Annotated in this window: 16 protein-coding genes; 4 read left to right on the forward strand and 12 right to left on the reverse strand. The window is 67.1% G+C overall.

Translation table 11 applies throughout. From position 1 onward, the window contains the following. From WBB14_RS07355 to WBB14_RS07400, 10 genes are all read right to left on the reverse strand, one after another. Window positions 1-514: GNAT family N-acetyltransferase (locus WBB14_RS07355; RefSeq protein WP_424239250.1), on the reverse strand; the 514-nt coding region annotated here is incomplete at its 3' end. Between the two features lie 18 nt (window positions 515-532). Next, window positions 533-1,333 carry a 2-keto-4-pentenoate hydratase gene (locus WBB14_RS07360; protein WP_424239251.1) on the reverse strand — a complete coding sequence of 267 codons (801 nt, stop codon included), beginning with the start codon at window positions 1,331-1,333 and terminating at the stop codon, window positions 533-535. A 4-nt stretch (window positions 1,334-1,337) separates the two neighbouring features. Next, window positions 1,338-1,715, reverse strand: coding sequence for a hypothetical protein (locus tag WBB14_RS07365; RefSeq protein ID WP_424239252.1), 378 nt, complete (start codon window positions 1,713-1,715; stop codon window positions 1,338-1,340). A 146-nt stretch (window positions 1,716-1,861) separates the two neighbouring features. Continuing rightward, window positions 1,862-3,142, reverse strand: coding sequence for a glutamate-5-semialdehyde dehydrogenase (locus WBB14_RS07370; RefSeq protein ID WP_424239253.1), 1,281 nt, complete (start codon window positions 3,140-3,142; stop codon window positions 1,862-1,864). A 114-nt stretch (window positions 3,143-3,256) separates the two neighbouring features. Next, complete coding sequence (gene holA / locus WBB14_RS07375; RefSeq protein ID WP_207471573.1) at window positions 3,257-4,312, reverse strand: DNA polymerase III subunit delta; 1,056 nt, start codon at window positions 4,310-4,312, stop codon at window positions 3,257-3,259. Further along, window positions 4,313-4,975, reverse strand: a complete 663-nt coding sequence (lptE, locus tag WBB14_RS07380; RefSeq protein WP_424239254.1) for an LPS assembly lipoprotein LptE — start codon at window positions 4,973-4,975, stop codon at window positions 4,313-4,315. Window positions 4,976-4,986: 11 nt separating this feature from the next. Then, window positions 4,987-7,644 (reverse strand): leucine--tRNA ligase, encoded by a 2,658-nt coding sequence (gene leuS / locus WBB14_RS07385; RefSeq protein WP_424239255.1) that lies wholly within the window; start codon window positions 7,642-7,644, stop codon window positions 4,987-4,989. Window positions 7,645-7,727: 83 nt separating this feature from the next. After that, the gene (locus tag WBB14_RS07390; RefSeq protein WP_424239256.1) at window positions 7,728-8,948 is read right to left on the reverse strand and encodes an MFS transporter; all 1,221 of its coding nucleotides are present in this window, start codon (window positions 8,946-8,948) and stop codon (window positions 7,728-7,730) included. A 50-nt stretch (window positions 8,949-8,998) separates the two neighbouring features. Beyond that, window positions 8,999-9,511, reverse strand: a complete 513-nt coding sequence (locus WBB14_RS07395; RefSeq protein WP_424239257.1) for a MarR family winged helix-turn-helix transcriptional regulator — start codon at window positions 9,509-9,511, stop codon at window positions 8,999-9,001. A 151-nt stretch (window positions 9,512-9,662) separates the two neighbouring features. Further along, window positions 9,663-10,133: an HU family DNA-binding protein gene (locus tag WBB14_RS07400; RefSeq protein ID WP_332011746.1), complete on the reverse strand. Its 471-nt coding sequence runs from the start codon at window positions 10,131-10,133 to the stop codon at window positions 9,663-9,665. A gap of 307 nt (window positions 10,134-10,440) precedes the next feature. On the opposite strand from WBB14_RS07400, the gene WBB14_RS07405 reads away from it, so the two are divergent. The 4 genes from WBB14_RS07405 (at window position 10,441) to WBB14_RS07420 (ending at window position 15,000) form a co-directional block, all read left to right on the forward strand. Next, window positions 10,441-11,601 carry a D-alanyl-D-alanine carboxypeptidase family protein gene (locus tag WBB14_RS07405; RefSeq protein WP_424239258.1) on the forward strand — a complete coding sequence of 387 codons (1,161 nt, stop codon included), beginning with the start codon at window positions 10,441-10,443 and terminating at the stop codon, window positions 11,599-11,601. A 12-nt stretch (window positions 11,602-11,613) separates the two neighbouring features. Continuing rightward, window positions 11,614-12,162: a hemerythrin domain-containing protein gene (locus WBB14_RS07410; protein WP_424239259.1), complete on the forward strand. Its 549-nt coding sequence runs from the start codon at window positions 11,614-11,616 to the stop codon at window positions 12,160-12,162. 80 nt (window positions 12,163-12,242) lie between these two features. Further along, window positions 12,243-13,115 carry a phosphonopyruvate hydrolase gene (locus tag WBB14_RS07415; protein ID WP_424239260.1) on the forward strand — a complete coding sequence of 291 codons (873 nt, stop codon included), beginning with the start codon at window positions 12,243-12,245 and terminating at the stop codon, window positions 13,113-13,115. A 127-nt stretch (window positions 13,116-13,242) separates the two neighbouring features. Further along, complete coding sequence (locus tag WBB14_RS07420; RefSeq protein WP_424239263.1) at window positions 13,243-15,000, forward strand: SulP family inorganic anion transporter; 1,758 nt, start codon at window positions 13,243-13,245, stop codon at window positions 14,998-15,000. Between the two features lie 16 nt (window positions 15,001-15,016). On the opposite strand, the gene WBB14_RS07425 is transcribed toward WBB14_RS07420, so the two are convergent. Next, the gene (locus WBB14_RS07425; RefSeq protein ID WP_424239261.1) at window positions 15,017-15,781 is read right to left on the reverse strand and encodes an ABC transporter ATP-binding protein; all 765 of its coding nucleotides are present in this window, start codon (window positions 15,779-15,781) and stop codon (window positions 15,017-15,019) included. Next, a partial coding sequence (locus WBB14_RS07430) for a branched-chain amino acid ABC transporter permease (RefSeq protein ID WP_424239262.1) occupies window positions 15,778-16,729 on the reverse strand: 952 nt, incomplete at its 5' end. The genes WBB14_RS07430 and WBB14_RS07425, both read right to left, overlap by 4 nt.

Raw genomic sequence — 16,729 nt, forward strand, 5'->3', positions numbered from 1 at the left:
GACTGCTGCGCCATTCCGAGCGCAGCAGTCCCATCATGCCGGTGTCCCAGCGTTCCGCGCCCGCCTGCGTCGACGAGCGCCTGACGCCTTCGAGAGTGAAGCCCAGCGCTTCGTAAGTGCGGATGGCGCGTTCATTGAACATATAGACATTGAGCTCCAGGCGCTCGATGCCGGGCGTCTGAAACGCCTCGTCTATCAGCAGAGCGACCATGGGACGGGCCAGGCCCAGGCCGCGCTCGGCCGGTGCAATGGCGACGCGGCCCAGGCGGGCGTTGCCGTCGCGCCAGTCGTAGGCCAGCTGTGCATGGCCGACGGGCGAGCCGTCGCGGCAGGCCATCCAGCAGCGGCGGTTGGGCGGCGTGCTGAGCCCTTCCGCCAGCATGGCGGCCGCGTCGGCCTGCGCCAGCGGAAACGACAGGTGCGAGCCGCCCCATTGCACCACCTCGGGCAGGCTGGAAAACCAGCTGGCCAAGAGCGGAAAATCCGTCAGGGCAAAGGGGCGCAAGGCGAGCATGGCGAGCGTTCCCGGCCGTTATTGGCTGGCGGCCTGGTTGCTGAAACGCAGACGCAGGATGCCGAGGTCGCCGTAGGCGAGCTCCAGGTCGCGGTTGGCGGGCACGTCCAGGAAGCCGGCATAGGAGCCGGTGATGACGTGCTGGCCGGCGCGCAATCCCAGGCCTTGTTCGCGCAGAAAGTTGGCCAGCCAGTACAGCCCGGCCTTGGGGCGTTCGTTCGGGTGGATGCCCGCATGCTGTTCGGTTTCGACCCCGTCCACGGCCAGCGTGATGCTCATGCTGTCGGGCGCATCGTGCGGCGCCGCGATGCGCGGACCCAGTACCAGTCCCTGATTGAACATGTGGTCGGCCAGCAGTTCCGGCAGGCTGGCGTGTTCCGGAGCGGCATAGCGGCAACCCAGCACTTCCAGGGCCAGGCGCGCGCCGCCGATGGCCGCATCCACTTCGGCTTCGGTGTACGGCTGGGGGCGGGTGGGCAGATCCCGGGCGATTTCGAACGCGATTTCGGGTTCGATGCGCACGGTTCCGGTCCGGGCCGCGACAGGGCCGGCTTCGGCATAGGCGACGGTCGAGGCGTAGATCGGCGCGACCACGCTTTTTTCGGGCGTGGGCAACGCGCTCTTCCAGGCGCCGATGTCGTCCTGATGCTTTTCAAGCAGCAGTTGCGCGGTGCGCTGCTGCACGGCGAAGGCCTGGTTCAGCGATTGCGGCCGGCAGTCGGCAGGCAGGCGCGGGCCAGCGACGCCGGATTCGCGCGCGGCGATCAGGTAGCGCGCCGCATCGAGGCTGCCGGGATAGTCTTCGATTTTGATCTGCATGCGCTCAAGCTCCTAAAAACAGCATGATCCAGAGGACGATCATGGCGATCAGGCCGAGCCAGCAGGAGCCCCAGAATCCGACGATGGGCCACTTCAGGGCCAGCGGGGTCTTCTTCGGGTCAACGTGCGGGAGCAGATCGTTGGCGTTGCCGATCAGCCAGAAACGCGTGTCGGGAAACATCAGGCGGAAGAAATAATCCAGCATGATGGATGCCTGGATCGCGAGCGGATACTGATTGAACGGGCGGTGCTGCAGATACGGGTGCTTCAGCTTGGCGTTGATCTGCTTGCGCTTGAAGAACAGCACGATGCCGCAAAGCGTGCAGGTGATGAAGCACAGCAGGAAGAGGCTGAAGGCCATGGCCATGGCGGGGGTATGCATGGGAATCTCTGGAATGCGCGGTGCGCCGCGTTCGGATTTAGGAAAGCCTGCCGGTAATTGCTGGCCGTATTGTAGAAGGCTGGCCGCGGCCCCGTGTTCAGGGCCGCGTCAGCCTCCGCGCCGCGGCAGCCGCGGCGCGGACAGGGTCAGCCGCGTACCTGGCCTTCGCCGCTCAGTACCCATTTCAGCGTGGTCAGGCCTTCCAGGCCGACCGGACCGCGCGCATGCAGGCGGTTGGTCGAGATGCCGATCTCGGCGCCCAGGCCGTACTCGAAGCCGTCTGCAAAGCAGGTGGGCAGGTTGACGTAGACCGAGCTGGAGTCAACCTCGCGCTGGAAGCGCTGCGCGGCGGACAGGTCTTCGGTGACGATGGCGTCGGTATGCCCGGAGCCCCAGCGCGCGATGTGCTCGATGGCATCGTCCAGTGTGTCGACGATGCGTACCGCCAGGATGGGACCGAGGTATTCCGTGGCCCAATCCTCTTCGGTGGCGGGCTTGGCGTGCGGCAGCAGGGCCAGCGTGCGCGGGCAGCCGCGCAATTCGACGCCGTGCTCGGTGAGGGCCGCGGCCAGGCTGGGCAGGATGGACACGGCGGCCACCGCGTCGACCAGCAGGGTTTCCATGGCGCCGCAGATGCCGTAGCGGTAGGTCTTGGCGTTGAAGGCGATGGCATGCGCCTTGTCCGGGTCCGCGGCCGCGTCGATATAGACGTGGCAGTTGCCGTCCAGGTGCTTGATGAGCGGCACGCGCGCTTCCTGCGACAGGCGGGCGATCAGGCCCTTGCCGCCACGCGGCACGATGACGTCGATGTGCTCGGTCATGGTGATGAGCTTGCCGACGGCGGCGCGGTCGGCCGTGGCGACAACCTGCACCGCGTCCTGCGGCAGGCCCGCGGCGGCCAGGCCGGTCTGCACCACGCGGCCCAGCGCGATATTGGAATGCAGGGCCTCGCTGCCGCCGCGCAGGATGGCGGCGTTGCCGGACTTCAGGCACAGTGCGGCGGCGTCTATGGTCACGTTGGGACGGGATTCGTAGATGATGCCGATCACGCCCAGCGGAACGCGCATCTGCGCCACGCGCATGCCGTTGGGGCGCACGCTGGTGGCGGTGATGCTGCCGATGGGGTCGGGCAGGGCGGCGATCTGGCGCAGGCCCTCGGCCATGTGCGCCAAGGTCTTGTCCGAGAGGGTCAGGCGGTCCAGCAGGGCCGGTTCCAGGCCGTTGCTGCGCGCCGCCGCCAGATCTTTTTCGTTGGCGGCCTTGAGTTCTTCGTGGCTGGCGGCCAGGGCGTCGGCCATGGCCAGCAGCGCCTGGTTCTTGGCGGCGCCGTTGGCGCGCATCATGGCGCGCGAGGCGCGGCGGGCGTTTTCGCCCAGGGTGAGCATGGCGTGTTCGATGGAGGACGTGGACATGGCAGCGTCGATCATGAAAGTGGGGCGGCACGGGCGCCGCCTGGAGATTCAGTTTAATCCGGCCGCTAGGCCGGGCGAACTCCCTCAGGAAGGCCGGAGGGAGAGGCGAAGGCGGCGGCTATGCCGCCTTCACGGTCGTCCGCCGGCGGCGGCGACCCGCAGCGCAAGCCGCGTCATTTCTTCCCAGGGATCGGACAGCCGTCCCGGCACGGACAGGCCCTTGATCAGGCGGTCGACCTCATGGGCGTGCTGCACGGCAGCCGGCCACACGTTCGGCTGCACCCGGCCTAGCGCCTGCAACGCCAGCCGCTCGTGCGCGCCGAAGATGCGCAGGCGGCGCATCAGGCCGTTGACGTCCTGGCCCAGGGCGCGGGCTTCCGCGACGCGGGCCAGCAGGCGGATTTCCTCGCCGACCGCCCACAGTACCAGCGGCAGGGCTTCGCCTTCGGCGCGCAGGCCGTCGATCATGCGGATGGTGCGGCCGATATCGCCGGCGAGCATGGCGTCACGCAGGCCGAAGACGTCGTAGCGCGCCACGTTCAGCACCGCACGCTCCACGTCCTCCGCGGCCAATTGGCCCTCGGGGTAGAGCAGGCCCAGTTTCTGGATTTCCTGGTGGGCGGCCAGCAGATTGCCTTCCACCTTGTCGGCCATCCATTGCAGCGTGGCGCTGTCGGCGCGCTGGTTCTGGCGCGCCAGGCGCATGCCGACCCAGGCGGGCAGGCGGCCGCGTTCGATGTTGGCGATGTCGACCATCATGCCGCCGCGGTTCAGCGCTTGCACCCAGCGGCTTTCGCGGGTGGCCTTGTCCAGGCGGGGCAGGGCGATCAGGACGAGCGTGTCCGGATCCGCCTGCTTTTCGGCCTGTTCGGCCAGCTTGGCCAGGGTGTCGGCGCCGGACTTGCCGGGTTTGCCGGTCGGGATCTTGATTTCAAGAATGCGGCGGTCGCCGAACAGCGATACGCTCTGGGTGGCGGCGGTGACCGAACTCCAGTCGCTGCGCGCGTCCATCACCATGGACAGGCGCTCGGAGTAACCCGCGTTGCGGGCCGCGGCGCGCAGGGCGTCTACGGCCTCGGTCACGAGCAGGGGTTCGTCGCCGGATACCGTATAGAGCGGCGCCAGGCGGTTGCCTGGCCGCTGCAAATGCTCGGCCAGGCGATCCGCGTCCAGGGGCTGTGCCATTTAACGCAGGATGGCCGGGTCTGTGGTGGACGGCGTCTGCCACGGCGCGGGCATGCGCTTCTGATCCGGCGCGGTCGGATCGTACAGCGGGGTCTGGCCGTCTTCGGCGCGCTCTTCGGCTTCATCGAACGCCTTGCGCACTTCCGGAGCGGTCATGCGGCGCAGCAGGCGCGATACGAGGTCGCGTTGCATGGCTCGGTAGAGGGTTTCAATCTGGCCCTGCTTGGCCTGCACGACCTGATCGTCATAGGGCATTTCGCGGTAGATCGACAGCGTTGTGTCAGGGATCAACGCGCGGCCTTTGGCGTCGATGAGGCGGAACGTGTAGTTGATGCCAAGTTCGTATTCCTCGACGCGGCCCTGGGCGTTCAGCGAGACTTCCCGCAAAGTGCGGGTGTCGGCAACTTGCTGCAGGATGGCCTGCGCCTCCTTGGGAGTATCCACGAGCTTCGTATTCGGCGATGCCGCGCGTAGCGCGCGGCGCACGTCGGCGCCGAACTGGGTGGTGTCGGAAATGCCGAGGTACAGCGTGTCGAATGGCATCGGAGTGACACCCCGCAAAGCGAAGCCGCAAGCGGAGAGCAGCATGAACAGCGCCAGGCAGGCGCCGCGCAGGAGCCAGGACTGGCGGGGGGAATGCGTTTGTTGCCCGGCGAAGTGCATGCTTGACCTCATCAGCCTACGACGTTGACCAGTTTGCCCGGAACCACGATGACGCGCTTGGGCGGACGGCCTTCCAGGAAGCGGGCGACCTCTTCCTGGGATGCCGCGAGCTTTTCGATGTCTTCCTTGGCGGCCTTGGCGGCCACGCGGATGGAGCCGCGCAGCTTGCCATTGACCTGGAGCATCAGCTCGATCTCGTCGGCGACCAGCGCCGCTTCGTCCACGTGCGGCCAGGGCGCGTCGAGCAGGTCGCCCAGCTCGTGCGAGTAGCCCAGGTCGCGCCACAGGTGCCAGGTGATGTGCGGCACCACGGGGTACAGCACGCGCAGCAGCACGCCCAGCGTTTCGGCGTAGGCGGCGTCCGCGGCCGCCCCTTCGGGCAGCTTGGCGTCGTCGATGGCGTTGAGCATCTTCATGCACGCGGACACGACGGTGTTGTACTGGATGCGCTGGTAGTCGTAGTCGGCTTGCTTGAGCAGGCCGTAGACTTCGCGGCGCAGATCCTTGACCGGGGCCGGCGCCTGCGACCAATCGGCGCCATGGGCCAGGCCGCGCGCGATGGCTTCGCGCTGGCCGTAGCTGATGGACCAGAGGCGGCGCAGGAAACGGTTCGAGCCTTCGACGCCGGAGTCGGACCATTCGAGGGTCTGTTCCGGCGGGCTGGCGAACATGACGAACAGGCGGGCCGTGTCCGCGCCCAGCGTGTCGATCAGCGATTGCGGGTCGACGCCGTTGTTCTTGGACTTGGACATCGTGCCCACGCCGCCGTAGGTGATGGCGGAGCCGTCCGACTTCAGCTTGGCGCCGACGATGGCGCCGCGGTCGTCGTAGACGTTTTCGACGTCTTCCGGCCAGAAATACTCGATGCCGCCCTGGGGCGTCTTGCGCGAGTAGATATGGTTCAGCACCATGCCTTGGCACAGCAGCTTGGTGAAGGGCTCGTCGAACTTGAGCAAGCCCATGTCGCGCATGACCTTGGTCCAGAAGCGGGCGTACAGCAGGTGGAGCACCGCGTGTTCGATGCCGCCGATGTACTGGTCCATCGGCATCCAGTAGTCATTGCGCGCGTCGACCATGGCGTTATCGTTGCCCGGCGAGGTATAGCGCATGAAATACCAGGACGAGTCCACGAAGGTGTCCATCGTGTCCGTTTCGCGGCGCGCCGGCTTGCCGCACTTGGGGCAGGCGCAGGACAGGAAGGCCTCGTTCTTGGTCAGCGGGTTGCCGCTGCCGTCCGGGATGAGATCGTCAGGCAGGACCACCGGCAGGTCTTTTTCCGGAACCGGGACCGGACCGCAATCCGCGCAATGGATGATGGGTATCGGGGTGCCCCAATAGCGCTGGCGCGAGATGCCCCAGTCGCGCAGGCGCCAGGTGGTCTGCTTTTCGCCCAGGCCTTGCGCGCCCAGGTCGACCGCGATGGCGTCGACCGCTTCCTTGTGCGAGAGGCCGTCGTACTTGCCAGAATTGATGGTGCGGCCGGCCTGCTTGTCGCCGTACCACTCCTGCCAGGCAGCGGTGGAGTACTCCTTGCCGGCCACGTCCACGACCTGGACGATGGACAGGTCGTACTTCCTGGCGAAGGCGAAATCGCGTTCGTCATGCGCCGGCACGCCCATGACGGCGCCGTCGCCGTAGCTCATGAGCACGTAGTTGCCGACCCAGACCTCGACTTCGGCGCCCGTGACCGGGTGCGTGACGAAGAGGCCCGTGGGCATGCCTTCCTTTTCGCGCGTGGCCATTTCGGCCTCGGTCGTGCCGCCCAGCTTGCATTGCTCGATGAACGAGGCCAGCTGCGGATTGGACAAGGCGGCTTGCGTGGCCAGGGGGTGTTCCGGCGCCACGGCGCAGAAGGTCACGCCCATGATGGTGTCGGCGCGGGTGGTGAAGACGTACAGCTTGCCGTCCTGGATCAACTGGCCATCCTGGCCGGCGATCTGGTGCGGGAAGGCGAAGCGCAGGCCCTCGGACTTGCCGATCCAGTTCTCTTGCATCAGGCGCACGCGCTCGGGCCAGCCGGGCAGGTCGTTCTGGACCGCGCCCAGCAGCTCGTCGGCGTAATCGGTGATGCGCAGGTAGTAGCCGGGAATCTCGCGCTTCTCGACCAGCGCGCCCGAGCGCCAGCCACGGCCGTCGATGACCTGTTCATTGGCCAGCACGGTCTGGTCCACCGGATCCCAGTTGACGACCTGGGTCTTGCGGTAGGCCACGCCCTTTTCCAGCATCTTGAGGAACAGCCACTGGTTCCACTTGTAATACTGGGGATCGCAGGCGCACATTTCGCGCGACCAGTCGATCGCCAGACCCATCGCCTTCATTTGCTTCTTCATGTAGGCGATGTTGTCGTACGTCCACTTCGCCGGCGGCACCTTGGACTTGATGGCGGCGTTTTCCGCCGGCATGCCGAAGGCGTCCCAGCCCATGGGCATCAGGACGTTGTAGCCACGCATGCGCAGCTGGCGGGCCATCATGTCGTTGATGGTGTAGTTGCGCACGTGGCCCATGTGCAGCTTGCCGCTGGGGTAGGGCAGCATGGAGCAGGCATAGAACTTCGGCTTTTCGGAGCCGTCGGCGTTCTTGGCCTGTTCATGGACCAGATAGACGTCGCGGGCCTGCCAGTCTTGGTGGGCGGCTGCTTCGACGGTAGTGGGGAGGTAACGTTCCTGCATGGGCTCGTGCACGGTGGCAAAAAGGGTGAGCCGCCTCGCCGCGCGGGCGCGGAGGCGGTCAAAACCCCTGATTATAGGAGGTGCTAGGCGCGGGCAGGGGACGGAGCCGTTTCCGGGATGCGCGCACTGGGCGCGAAGGCGCCGTAAGCCAGCGTAATCACCCCAAGGACGGCGCCCGCCGTGACCACGCCGGGCCAGCCAAAATGGGCGTACAGCCAGGACGATACCAGCGAACCGGATGCGCCGCCGATGAAGTAGCTGGTCATGTAGCCCGCGGTCAGCCGGCTGCGCGCCTCGGGGCGCAGCCGGTAGAGAGAGCTGGTGTTGGTGACGTGCACGCCCTGGATCGCCAGATCCTGTATCAGGATGCCGGCCAGCAGGGCCAGCACCGACACCTGGCCGAACGCCATCAGTCCCCAGGAGCCCAGCAGCAACAGCAGCCCGACGCGGGTAGCCAGGTTGCCCATGCCCCGGTCTGCCAGGCGACCAAAGCGGTTGGCGGCATAGGCGCCGGCGGCGCCTGCCAGGCCGAACAGGCCTATGGTGGTGTTGCTGTATTGGTAGGGCGGACTGGCCAGCAGGAAGGTCAGGGGCGTCCACAGCATGCTGAAGGCCGCGAACAGCAGCCCGCCCAGCAGCGACCGGGCGCGGAACAGCGGCTCCTCGATGAACATGCGCAGGATCGAGCCCAGCAGGCGCGGGTAGCTCAGCCCGGCGGGGCTCTGGTGGCGCGGCAGCAGGCGCCACAGGGCGGCGGACATGCCCAGCGTCAGGATGGCGGCGACCCAGTACACCGTGCGCCAGCTACCCACGTCGGCGAGCGCGCCCGCGACCGTGCGGGCCAGCAGGATGCCCAGCAGCAGCCCGCTCATGACCGTGCCCACGGCCTTGCCCCGTTCGTGGGGCGCGGCCAGCGTCGCGGCGAAGGGCACCAGGATCTGCGCCACCACGGACAGCATGCCGGTCAGCGCGGTGCCCAGGATCAGCACGGTGATATTGGGGGCGAAGGCGGAAATCAGCAGGCCGATCGAAGACAGCAGGCTCATCAGCACGACCAGGCCGCGGCGCTCGAACATGTCGCCCAGCGGCACCAATAGCATCAAGCCCACGGCGTAGCTCAGTTGCGCGGTGGTGACGATAGTGCCCGCGCTGGCGGTGGACAGCGAGAATTGCTCGCTGATGGTGTGTAGCAGCGGTTGCGCGTAGTAATTGCTGGCGACCGCGAGGCCGGTGGCCACCGACATCAGCAGGATGATGGGCGCGGTCAGCGCGGGCGTCTCGCAGGACTGGGAAGCGGAAGTCATGGATCTGGATCGGGAAAGGGGAGCTGCGGGGGGACTTCGGGGCGACAGGCTCAGGAGCCGATGCCCCCGGGCGTTTCCTGGTCTTGCTTGATCAGCAGCTTCTTGAGCAGGCCGGCCAATTGCTTGCGCTCGCTGGCGGACAGGGGATCGAGCAGTTCGTTGAGGTCTTTCAGATAGTCCTTCAATACCAGCTTGATGACGCGCAGGCCCTCGGCCGTGAGCGAGACGATGACGCCGCGCCGGTCTTCCGGGTTGGGGCTGCGCGTGAGCAAGCCGGCCTGTTCCAGACGATCGAGCCGGTTGGTCATCGCGCCGGAGGTCAGCAGCAGGGCCTCCACCAGCTTCTGCGGATTCAGCGCATAGGGCGCGCCGCTGCGGTACAGCGTGGCCAGCACGTCGAATTCGCCCTGATGCAGGTCGTAATTGCGGAAGCTGCGGTTCACGTTGCGCGCGGCCAGCGCGTTCAGGCGGAACACGCGGGTGACGACGGACATGGCGGCGAAGTCCTGGGCAGGGCATTCGCGGGTCCATTGCGAGATCACCAGATCGACAAGGTCATTCATGGATAGACGGCGTTTATTTTTACGTGAAGTATCTTAACATGAAGATAAATTGGGATGAGGATGCCATGCGTGCGGCAAGCGCCGCGGCAAAAAAGAAGGGCCCGCCTCTTGCGAGGCGGGCCCTTCCGGCTTGACCGGAACTACGCGCGAATTACTGCGCGGCGTCCTTCAGCTTCTTGAGCGGGCGAACCTTCACCTTGACCGAAGCCGGCTTGGCGGGGAACCAGCGCTCTTCACCGGTGAACGGATCCTTGCCGAAGCGCTTGGCCTTGGCGGGAACCTTCTGCACGGCAACCTTGAACAGGCCGGGCAGCGTGAATTCGCCGACGCCCTTCTTGTCCACGGAGCTCAGCACCGAGGTTTCCAGGCTGGCCAGGACGGCCTTGACCGACTTGGCTTCAACGCCGGATTGCTCAACGATGTAGGCGATCAGCTGGGTCTTGTTCAGAGCAGCCTTGATGGCCTTGGGGGCAGCAGCGACCTTCTTGGCGGCGACGACCTTCTTGACGGCCGGCTTGGCAGCGGGCTTCACAGCGGTTTTTGCGGCGGTTGCCTTCTTTGCGGGCGCCTTGACGGCGGGCTTGGTGACTTTCTTGGCAGGAGCTTTTGCTTTCGTGGCCATGGTCAAAATCCGTATGTTGAGGACATGGAGCAGCGCGCGCGCCGGATATCGGCGTTTAACGCTACGCGGCCGATGATAGCGGAAGAGTGACGGTTAATGCGGTTTTCTAGCGGGTTTTTGGCCCTTGTTTGTTGTTTTCGACACAGAAAGTGCTTTGTAGAAGGGTCCTCGCAAGATGTCGTGACATTCATCGCGCAATTTTTCAGATGTCTGCGGCACTGAACCAACTGCGCCGCGCGTGTTCCAATTGCGTGCCCTGCGCGAGACCCGTGCGGGAAAACCCAAGCATGGAAGTGAAGCAAGCCATATGTTGATGAAGAAGTTGGCGGCGAGCCTGATCGTTGCGGCCGCATGCATGTCGGGAGCCATGGCGCAGACGGTGCCCGCGCCGGCCTTGTCGGCCAAGGCCTGGCTCCTGCTGGACGAGACCAGCGGACAGGTGATCGCGTCGCACGCGGCGACCGCCCGGATCGAGCCCGCGTCTCTGACCAAGATCATGACGGCCTACGTGGTGTTCGAGGCTCTCAGCAAGAAAGAACTCTCGGCGACGCAACTGGTCACGGTGTCGACCCGCGCCTGGAAGGTGCCGGCGGGCAGCTCGAAGATGTTCCTGGAGCCTGGCTCGAAGGTGTCGGTGGACGATCTGCTGCGCGGCCTGATGATCCAGTCGGGCAACGACGCGGCCATCGCGCTGGCCGAGGCGGTGTCGGGCAGCGTCGAGGCCTTCGTGGCGCGGATGAACGATACCGCCGCGAGATTGGGCCTGCACGCCACGCATTTCGCCAGCCCGCACGGCCTGCCGGATCCGGGGACCTACTCCACCGCCAGCGATCTCTCCATCCTGGCCACGCGCTTCATCCGTGATTATCCGCAGCTCTACAAGACCTACGATTCGGCCAAGCAGTTCACCTTCAACAAGATCACGCAGCCCAACCGCAACCGCCTGCTCTGGCTGGATCCCAGCGTGGACGGCCTGAAGACCGGGCACACGGAATCGGCGGGCTACTGCATCGTCGCCACCGCGCAGCGGCCCAATGGCGCCGATCAACGCCGTCTGATCACGGTGGTGGTGGGTACGGCCTCGGACAAGCTGCGCACGCAGGAAAGCCGCGAGTTGCTGGAGTGGGGCTTTCAGGGGTTCAATACCATCAAGCTGTACGCGCGCGGCCAGGCCGTCGCAACGCCCGAGGTATGGAAGGGCGAGCACGACAGCCTGAAGGCCGGTTTCGCTCGCGACGCGTACGTGACGGTGCCTGCGGGCGCCAAGGTCGAGCCGGTCTGGACGCCGCAGGATCCGCTGATCGCGCCGATCGCGGCCCAGTCCCCAGTGGGCGCTGTGCGCGTGCTGGTGGACGGCAAGCCCGCCATGCAGTTTCCCGTGGTGGCGCTGGAGCCGGTGGCCGAGGCGGGATTCGCGGGGCGCGCGTGGGATTCCATCCGCTTGTGGTGGCGCGGCCACGCCGGATAACGGAGGTGTGCAATGGCAGTGAGTTTTCCTGGAGGTCCGGCCGCGGCGCCGGGGGCCGATGATCCGCTGGCTTTGCTGTCGGCCTGCCACGGTCGTATTTCGCGCCAGTGCGCCACGCTGGGGCGCCTGGCCGGACACCTGCCGGTGCACGGCAGCGACGCGGCGGCCCAGACTGCGGCGGCCAGCGTCCTGCGCTATTTCGATACCGCGGCCGCGCATCACCACGAGGACGAGGAAGAGGACCTGTTCCCGGCCCTGATCGAGTCCATGGCCGGCTCCGACGCCGTCTGCCTGCATGCGCTGGTGGACGGCCTGGTTGCCGAGCATCGGCAGCTGGCGCTGCGCTGGGAACCCTTGCGTCAGGCGCTTGCCGAAATCGCGGCGGGCCGCCAGGCCGATCTGCCCGCGAGCCAGATCCAGGATTTCACCGACGCCTACGCCGCGCATATCCAGCGCGAAGAGAGCGAGCTGCTGCCGATGGCGGCGCGGCTGATTCCGGACGACGCGCTGGCCGCCATCGGGCAGGCCATGAAGGCGCGGCGCGGCGGCGAGGCGGGCTGACGTCCCGGCGCTGCCGGGATTGGCGCTACGATGGCCGCAGCCGGCGCACGGCGCGCCGGGTTTCCACCTACGCTCCCGCCATGAACAGAAACGCCCGTTTCCGCCAGAAATTGCAGGATCCCGCCTTGATGCATGCCATGTCGGCGCACAACCCGCTGTCCGCCAGGCTGGCGGCCGAGGCCGGGTTCGACGCCATCTGGGGCAGCGGCTTCGAGTTGTCGGCCAGCCACGCGGTGCCCGACGCCAATATTCTTTCGCCTTCGCAGCACCTGGAGATGATGCGCGCGATCGCCGCCGCGGTGGACGTGCCCGTCATCGCCGATATCGATACCGGATTCGGCAATGCGATCAACGTCTCCTACATGGTGCCGCAGTACGAAGTGGCCGGCGTGTCGGCGGTGGTGATGGAGGACAAGACCTTTCCCAAGGACACCAGCCTGCGCGCTTCCGGCAGGCAGGAGCTGGTGCGGGTCGAGGAGTTCCAGGGCAAGATCGAAGCCGCCTGTGGCGCCCGCCGCGATGCAGGCTTTTGCGTGATCGCCCGGACCGAGGCCCTGATCGCTGGCGCCGGCGAGCAGGAGGCGCTGGCCCGCGCCCGCGCCTATGAAGCCGCGGGCGCGGACGCCATCCTGATCCATTCCAAGCAGAGCGCGCCCGACGAGGTCCTGTCGTTCGTGGCCGCATGGCAAGGCCGCGTGCCGCTGGTGCTGGTGCCCACCGCCTATCCGCAGTTGCGCGAATCCGATATCCAGGCGCTGGGCAAAGTGGGCCTGGTGATCTATGGAAACCACGCCATCCGCGCCGCCGTGGGCGCGATGCGGGATGTGTTCGCCCAAATCCGCCGCGATGGCGGCATCCACCAGGTGGACACTGGCCTGCCGACGGTCAAGGAGATCATCGCGCTGCAGGGCGATGCCCACATGCGGGAGCTCGAACGCCGCTACCTGAAGTAAGCGGGACGCGTTGCGCGCTAGGGGCGCTAGCGTTTACGCTAGATGACCCGCCGCAGGCTCTGTGCACCGCAGGCGGGCCAATCAGAAAGCAGATGCCAAGGGACAAGAAAGAATGATGCAGGGGGGAATGGGCGTCGCGCGCCGGTTGTTCGGCTCGTGGGTGGACGAGGTCAATGCGCGAACCTTGCGCGCGGATGCGACGGCGGGCCTGCTGGGCGCGCTGCTGGTGCTGCCGCAGGGCGTCGCGTTCGCCATGCTGGCGGGCCTGCCGCCCGAGTACGGCCTGTATTCCGCCATCGTTCCCTGTATCGTCGCGGCGCTGTTCGGATCCAGCCGCCACGTCATGTCCGGCCCCACCAACGCCAACTCGCTGGCGCTTTATGCGGTGCTGACGCCGCTGGCGGTCGCGGGCAGCCAGGGCTACATCCAGCTGGCGCTGGCCGTGACGGTGCTGGTCGGGCTGATGCAATGGCTGGTCGGCACGCTGAGACTGGGATCGTTGGCGCATTTCATCTCGCCTTCGGCGCTGTTCGGCTTCACCAGCGGCGCGGCCCTGCTGATCGCCGTGCATGCGCTGAAGGACGCTTTGGGCATGCCGGCGCCGGACGTGCACGGCGCGGGCGCCTTGCTGGCAAGCCTGGCCACGAATATCGCGCAGGTGCACTGGGGCGCCTTGCTGGTGACGCTCACGACGCTGGCGGTGGCGCTGCTGCTGCGGCGGCTGGACAAGCGCAAGCCCTATATGTTGGCGGGACTGGCAGCAGGGGCGTTGGCGGCCGCCGGGTTCAACGCGATGACCGAGGGTGCGCCGGTGTCTGTGCTTGGCGCGTTGGCGCAACCCTGGCCGCCTTTCCATATTCCCAGCGTGGACTGGCGCGCGCTGCCCGAATTGCTGAGCGTGGCCTTCGCGCTGACCATCGTGGCGCTGGCGCAGTCCATTTCCATCGCCAAGGCAGTGGCGACGCGTTCAGGCCAGCGCATCGACGCCAACCGCGAGTTCGTGGGGCAGGGGCTGTCCAATATCGTGGGCGGCTTTTTCTCTTGCTATCTGTCCTGCGGATCGCTCAACCGTTCCATTCCCAATTACGAGGCCGGCGCCAAGACGCCGCTGGCGTCCGTGTTTTCGGCTTTGCTGCTGGTGGCGCTGGTGGCCTTGTCGGCGCCGCTGCTGGCCATGATTCCGCATGCCGCGATCTCGGGGCTGCTGTTGCTGGTGGCCTGGACCCTGTTCGACATCCCGCGCTGGCGCCAGCTTATCCGCACCCAGCGCGGCGAAGCCATCATCGCCGCCGCCACCCTGGCCGCCACCATCACCATACGCATGGAGGTGGCAATCCTGCTGGGCACGGTGCTGTCGCTGATGGTCTATCTGCATCGCACCTCGCGCCCCGCGATGCGCACCATGGGTTTCGATTCGCGCGGCCTGGAGCGGCGCTTCGTGGTGCTGGAGCATCAGCCGGACGCGTTGCCGGAATGCCCACAGCTGAAGCTGCTGCGCATGGAAGGCTCGGTCTATTTCGGCGCCGCCACGCACGTGGCGCAGCGCCTGCACGAGTTGCGCGCGGCGCCCGGCGCGCCGCGCCATCTGCTGGTCATGGCCAAGAGCATGAACTTCATCGACATGGCCGGCGCGCAGGTCTGGGAAGACGAGCTGGCCGCCAGGCGGGCAATGGGCGGCGACCTGTATTTCCACCGCCCCCGGCCGGAAGTGCTGGACATGTGGCGCCGCACCGGATTCCTGGGGCGTCTGGGCGAGGACCACATCTTTCCTGACAAGGCGACCGCGCTGCACACGATCTACGCCAGGCTGGACCGGGGCATCTGCGAGGGATGCCAGGCCAAGATATTTTGGGAATGCCAGCCCAATGGGCTGAGGAACGACTGAGGCTGCGGGCCGCGGTTCAGGCCGGCTGCGGCGTTTCCGTGCCCAGGTAGGCGGCGCGGACCCGTTCGTCGGCCGCAATCTGCGCGGGTTCACCCTCGGCCAGCAGGCTGCCGCGCACCAGCACCGCGATGCGGTCGGCGTGCTTGAAGACCACGTCCAGGCTGTGCTCGGTGAATAGGACCGCGATGCGCTGCGTGTCGGCCAGCGTGCGCGTCAACCGCATCAACGCATGGCGTTCATTGGTGGCCATGCCCGCGGTGGGCTCGTCCATCAGCAAGAGGCGCGGCTGGTGCGCCAGCGCCATCGCCAGCTCGACCCGCTTGACGTCGCCATAGGCCAGCGTGCCGCAATGCTCCTCCGACTTGTCCGCCATCTGCACCTGCGACAGCAGCGACATGGCTTCCTCGGCCGCATGGCGGGTGGCCCGGCGCCAGGGGTTCAGCAGCAAGCGGTCGCGCGACAGCAGCGCTGTCTGCACGTTTTCGCGCACCGTCATGGAGCGGAAAGTGGCGGCGGTCTGGAAGGTACGGCCCACGCCCAGCCGGCAGATCTTGCCGGCCGACAGGCCCACCAGTTCGCGGCCGTCCAGCAGGACCGAGCCGGAGTCGGGCCGCAATTGGCCGCCCAGCGCATTGAAACAGGTGGATTTGCCGGCGCCGTTGGGGCCGATCAGGGCCAGCATCCGGCCCGCTTCCAGCGTAAAGGACACGCCGGCCAGCGCGTCGATGCCGCCGAACGATTTGCGCAACTCGCGGACTTGCAGCAAGGGGGCGGTAGTCATGCGCGCCCCCTGTTCCACCTGGCGGCAAGGCGCAAGGCGGCGCCGGCCAGCCCTTCGGGAAAGGCCATGACCAGGGCCAGGATGGCCAGCCCCAGCACCGCGTGCCAGTATTCGGTGCTGCGCGCGGCCACGTCCTGCAGCCAGGTGTAGGATGCCGCGCCCACCAGCGGGCCGGCCAGCGTCTGCAAACCGCCCAGCAGCACCATGACCAGCCCGTCCACGGACCGGCTCACGGCCAGCGTGTCGGGCGCGATGCTGCCCTTGGAGAACGCGTAGAGAGAGCCCGCCAGGCCCGCGGCGAAAGATGCGGCCACGAAGCCCGCCCATTGCACGCGCCGCGCGTCCATGCCCAGCGCTTCGGCGCGCAAGGACGAGTCGCGCACGCCGCGCAGGGCGTAGCCCAGCGGCGAGAACGCCAGGCGGCGCAGCCAGGCGATGCCGGCGACGCAGAGCGCCAGCGTGACGTAGTAGAACCAGGGGCCCTGGGTGAGCCAGGCCGACGGCCACAAGCCGATCAGGCCATTGCTGCCGCCGGTCACGTCGTCCCACTGGTAAGCAAGCGCCCAGAGGATCTGCGCCACGGCCAGGGTCAACATGGCCAGGTACACGCCGGACAAGCGGACGCAGATCCAGCCGAACAGCAGGGCGCCGAGCGCGGCGGCGAAGGGGCCCAGCAGCAGCGCCGCTTCCATCGGCACGGCGGCCAGTTTCAGCAGCAGCGCAGCGCCGTAGGCGCCCAGGCCGAACCAGGCTGCATGGCCGAACGAGGTCATGCCGGCCAGTCCGGTCAGGAAATGCAGGCTGGCGGCAAACAGCGCGGCGATCAGGATTTCGGTCAGCAGGATGCCCAGATAGGGGTTGTACGCGGCTGCCACGGGCGCCAGCGCCAGCAGCGCCAGCAGCAGGCCGTAGGCCAGCCGCAGGCGGCGGCCGGCCGGGGCGATGGGG

Source organism: Achromobacter sp. (assembly GCF_049647645.1).
Lineage (GTDB): Bacteria > Pseudomonadota > Gammaproteobacteria > Burkholderiales > Burkholderiaceae_B > Achromobacter.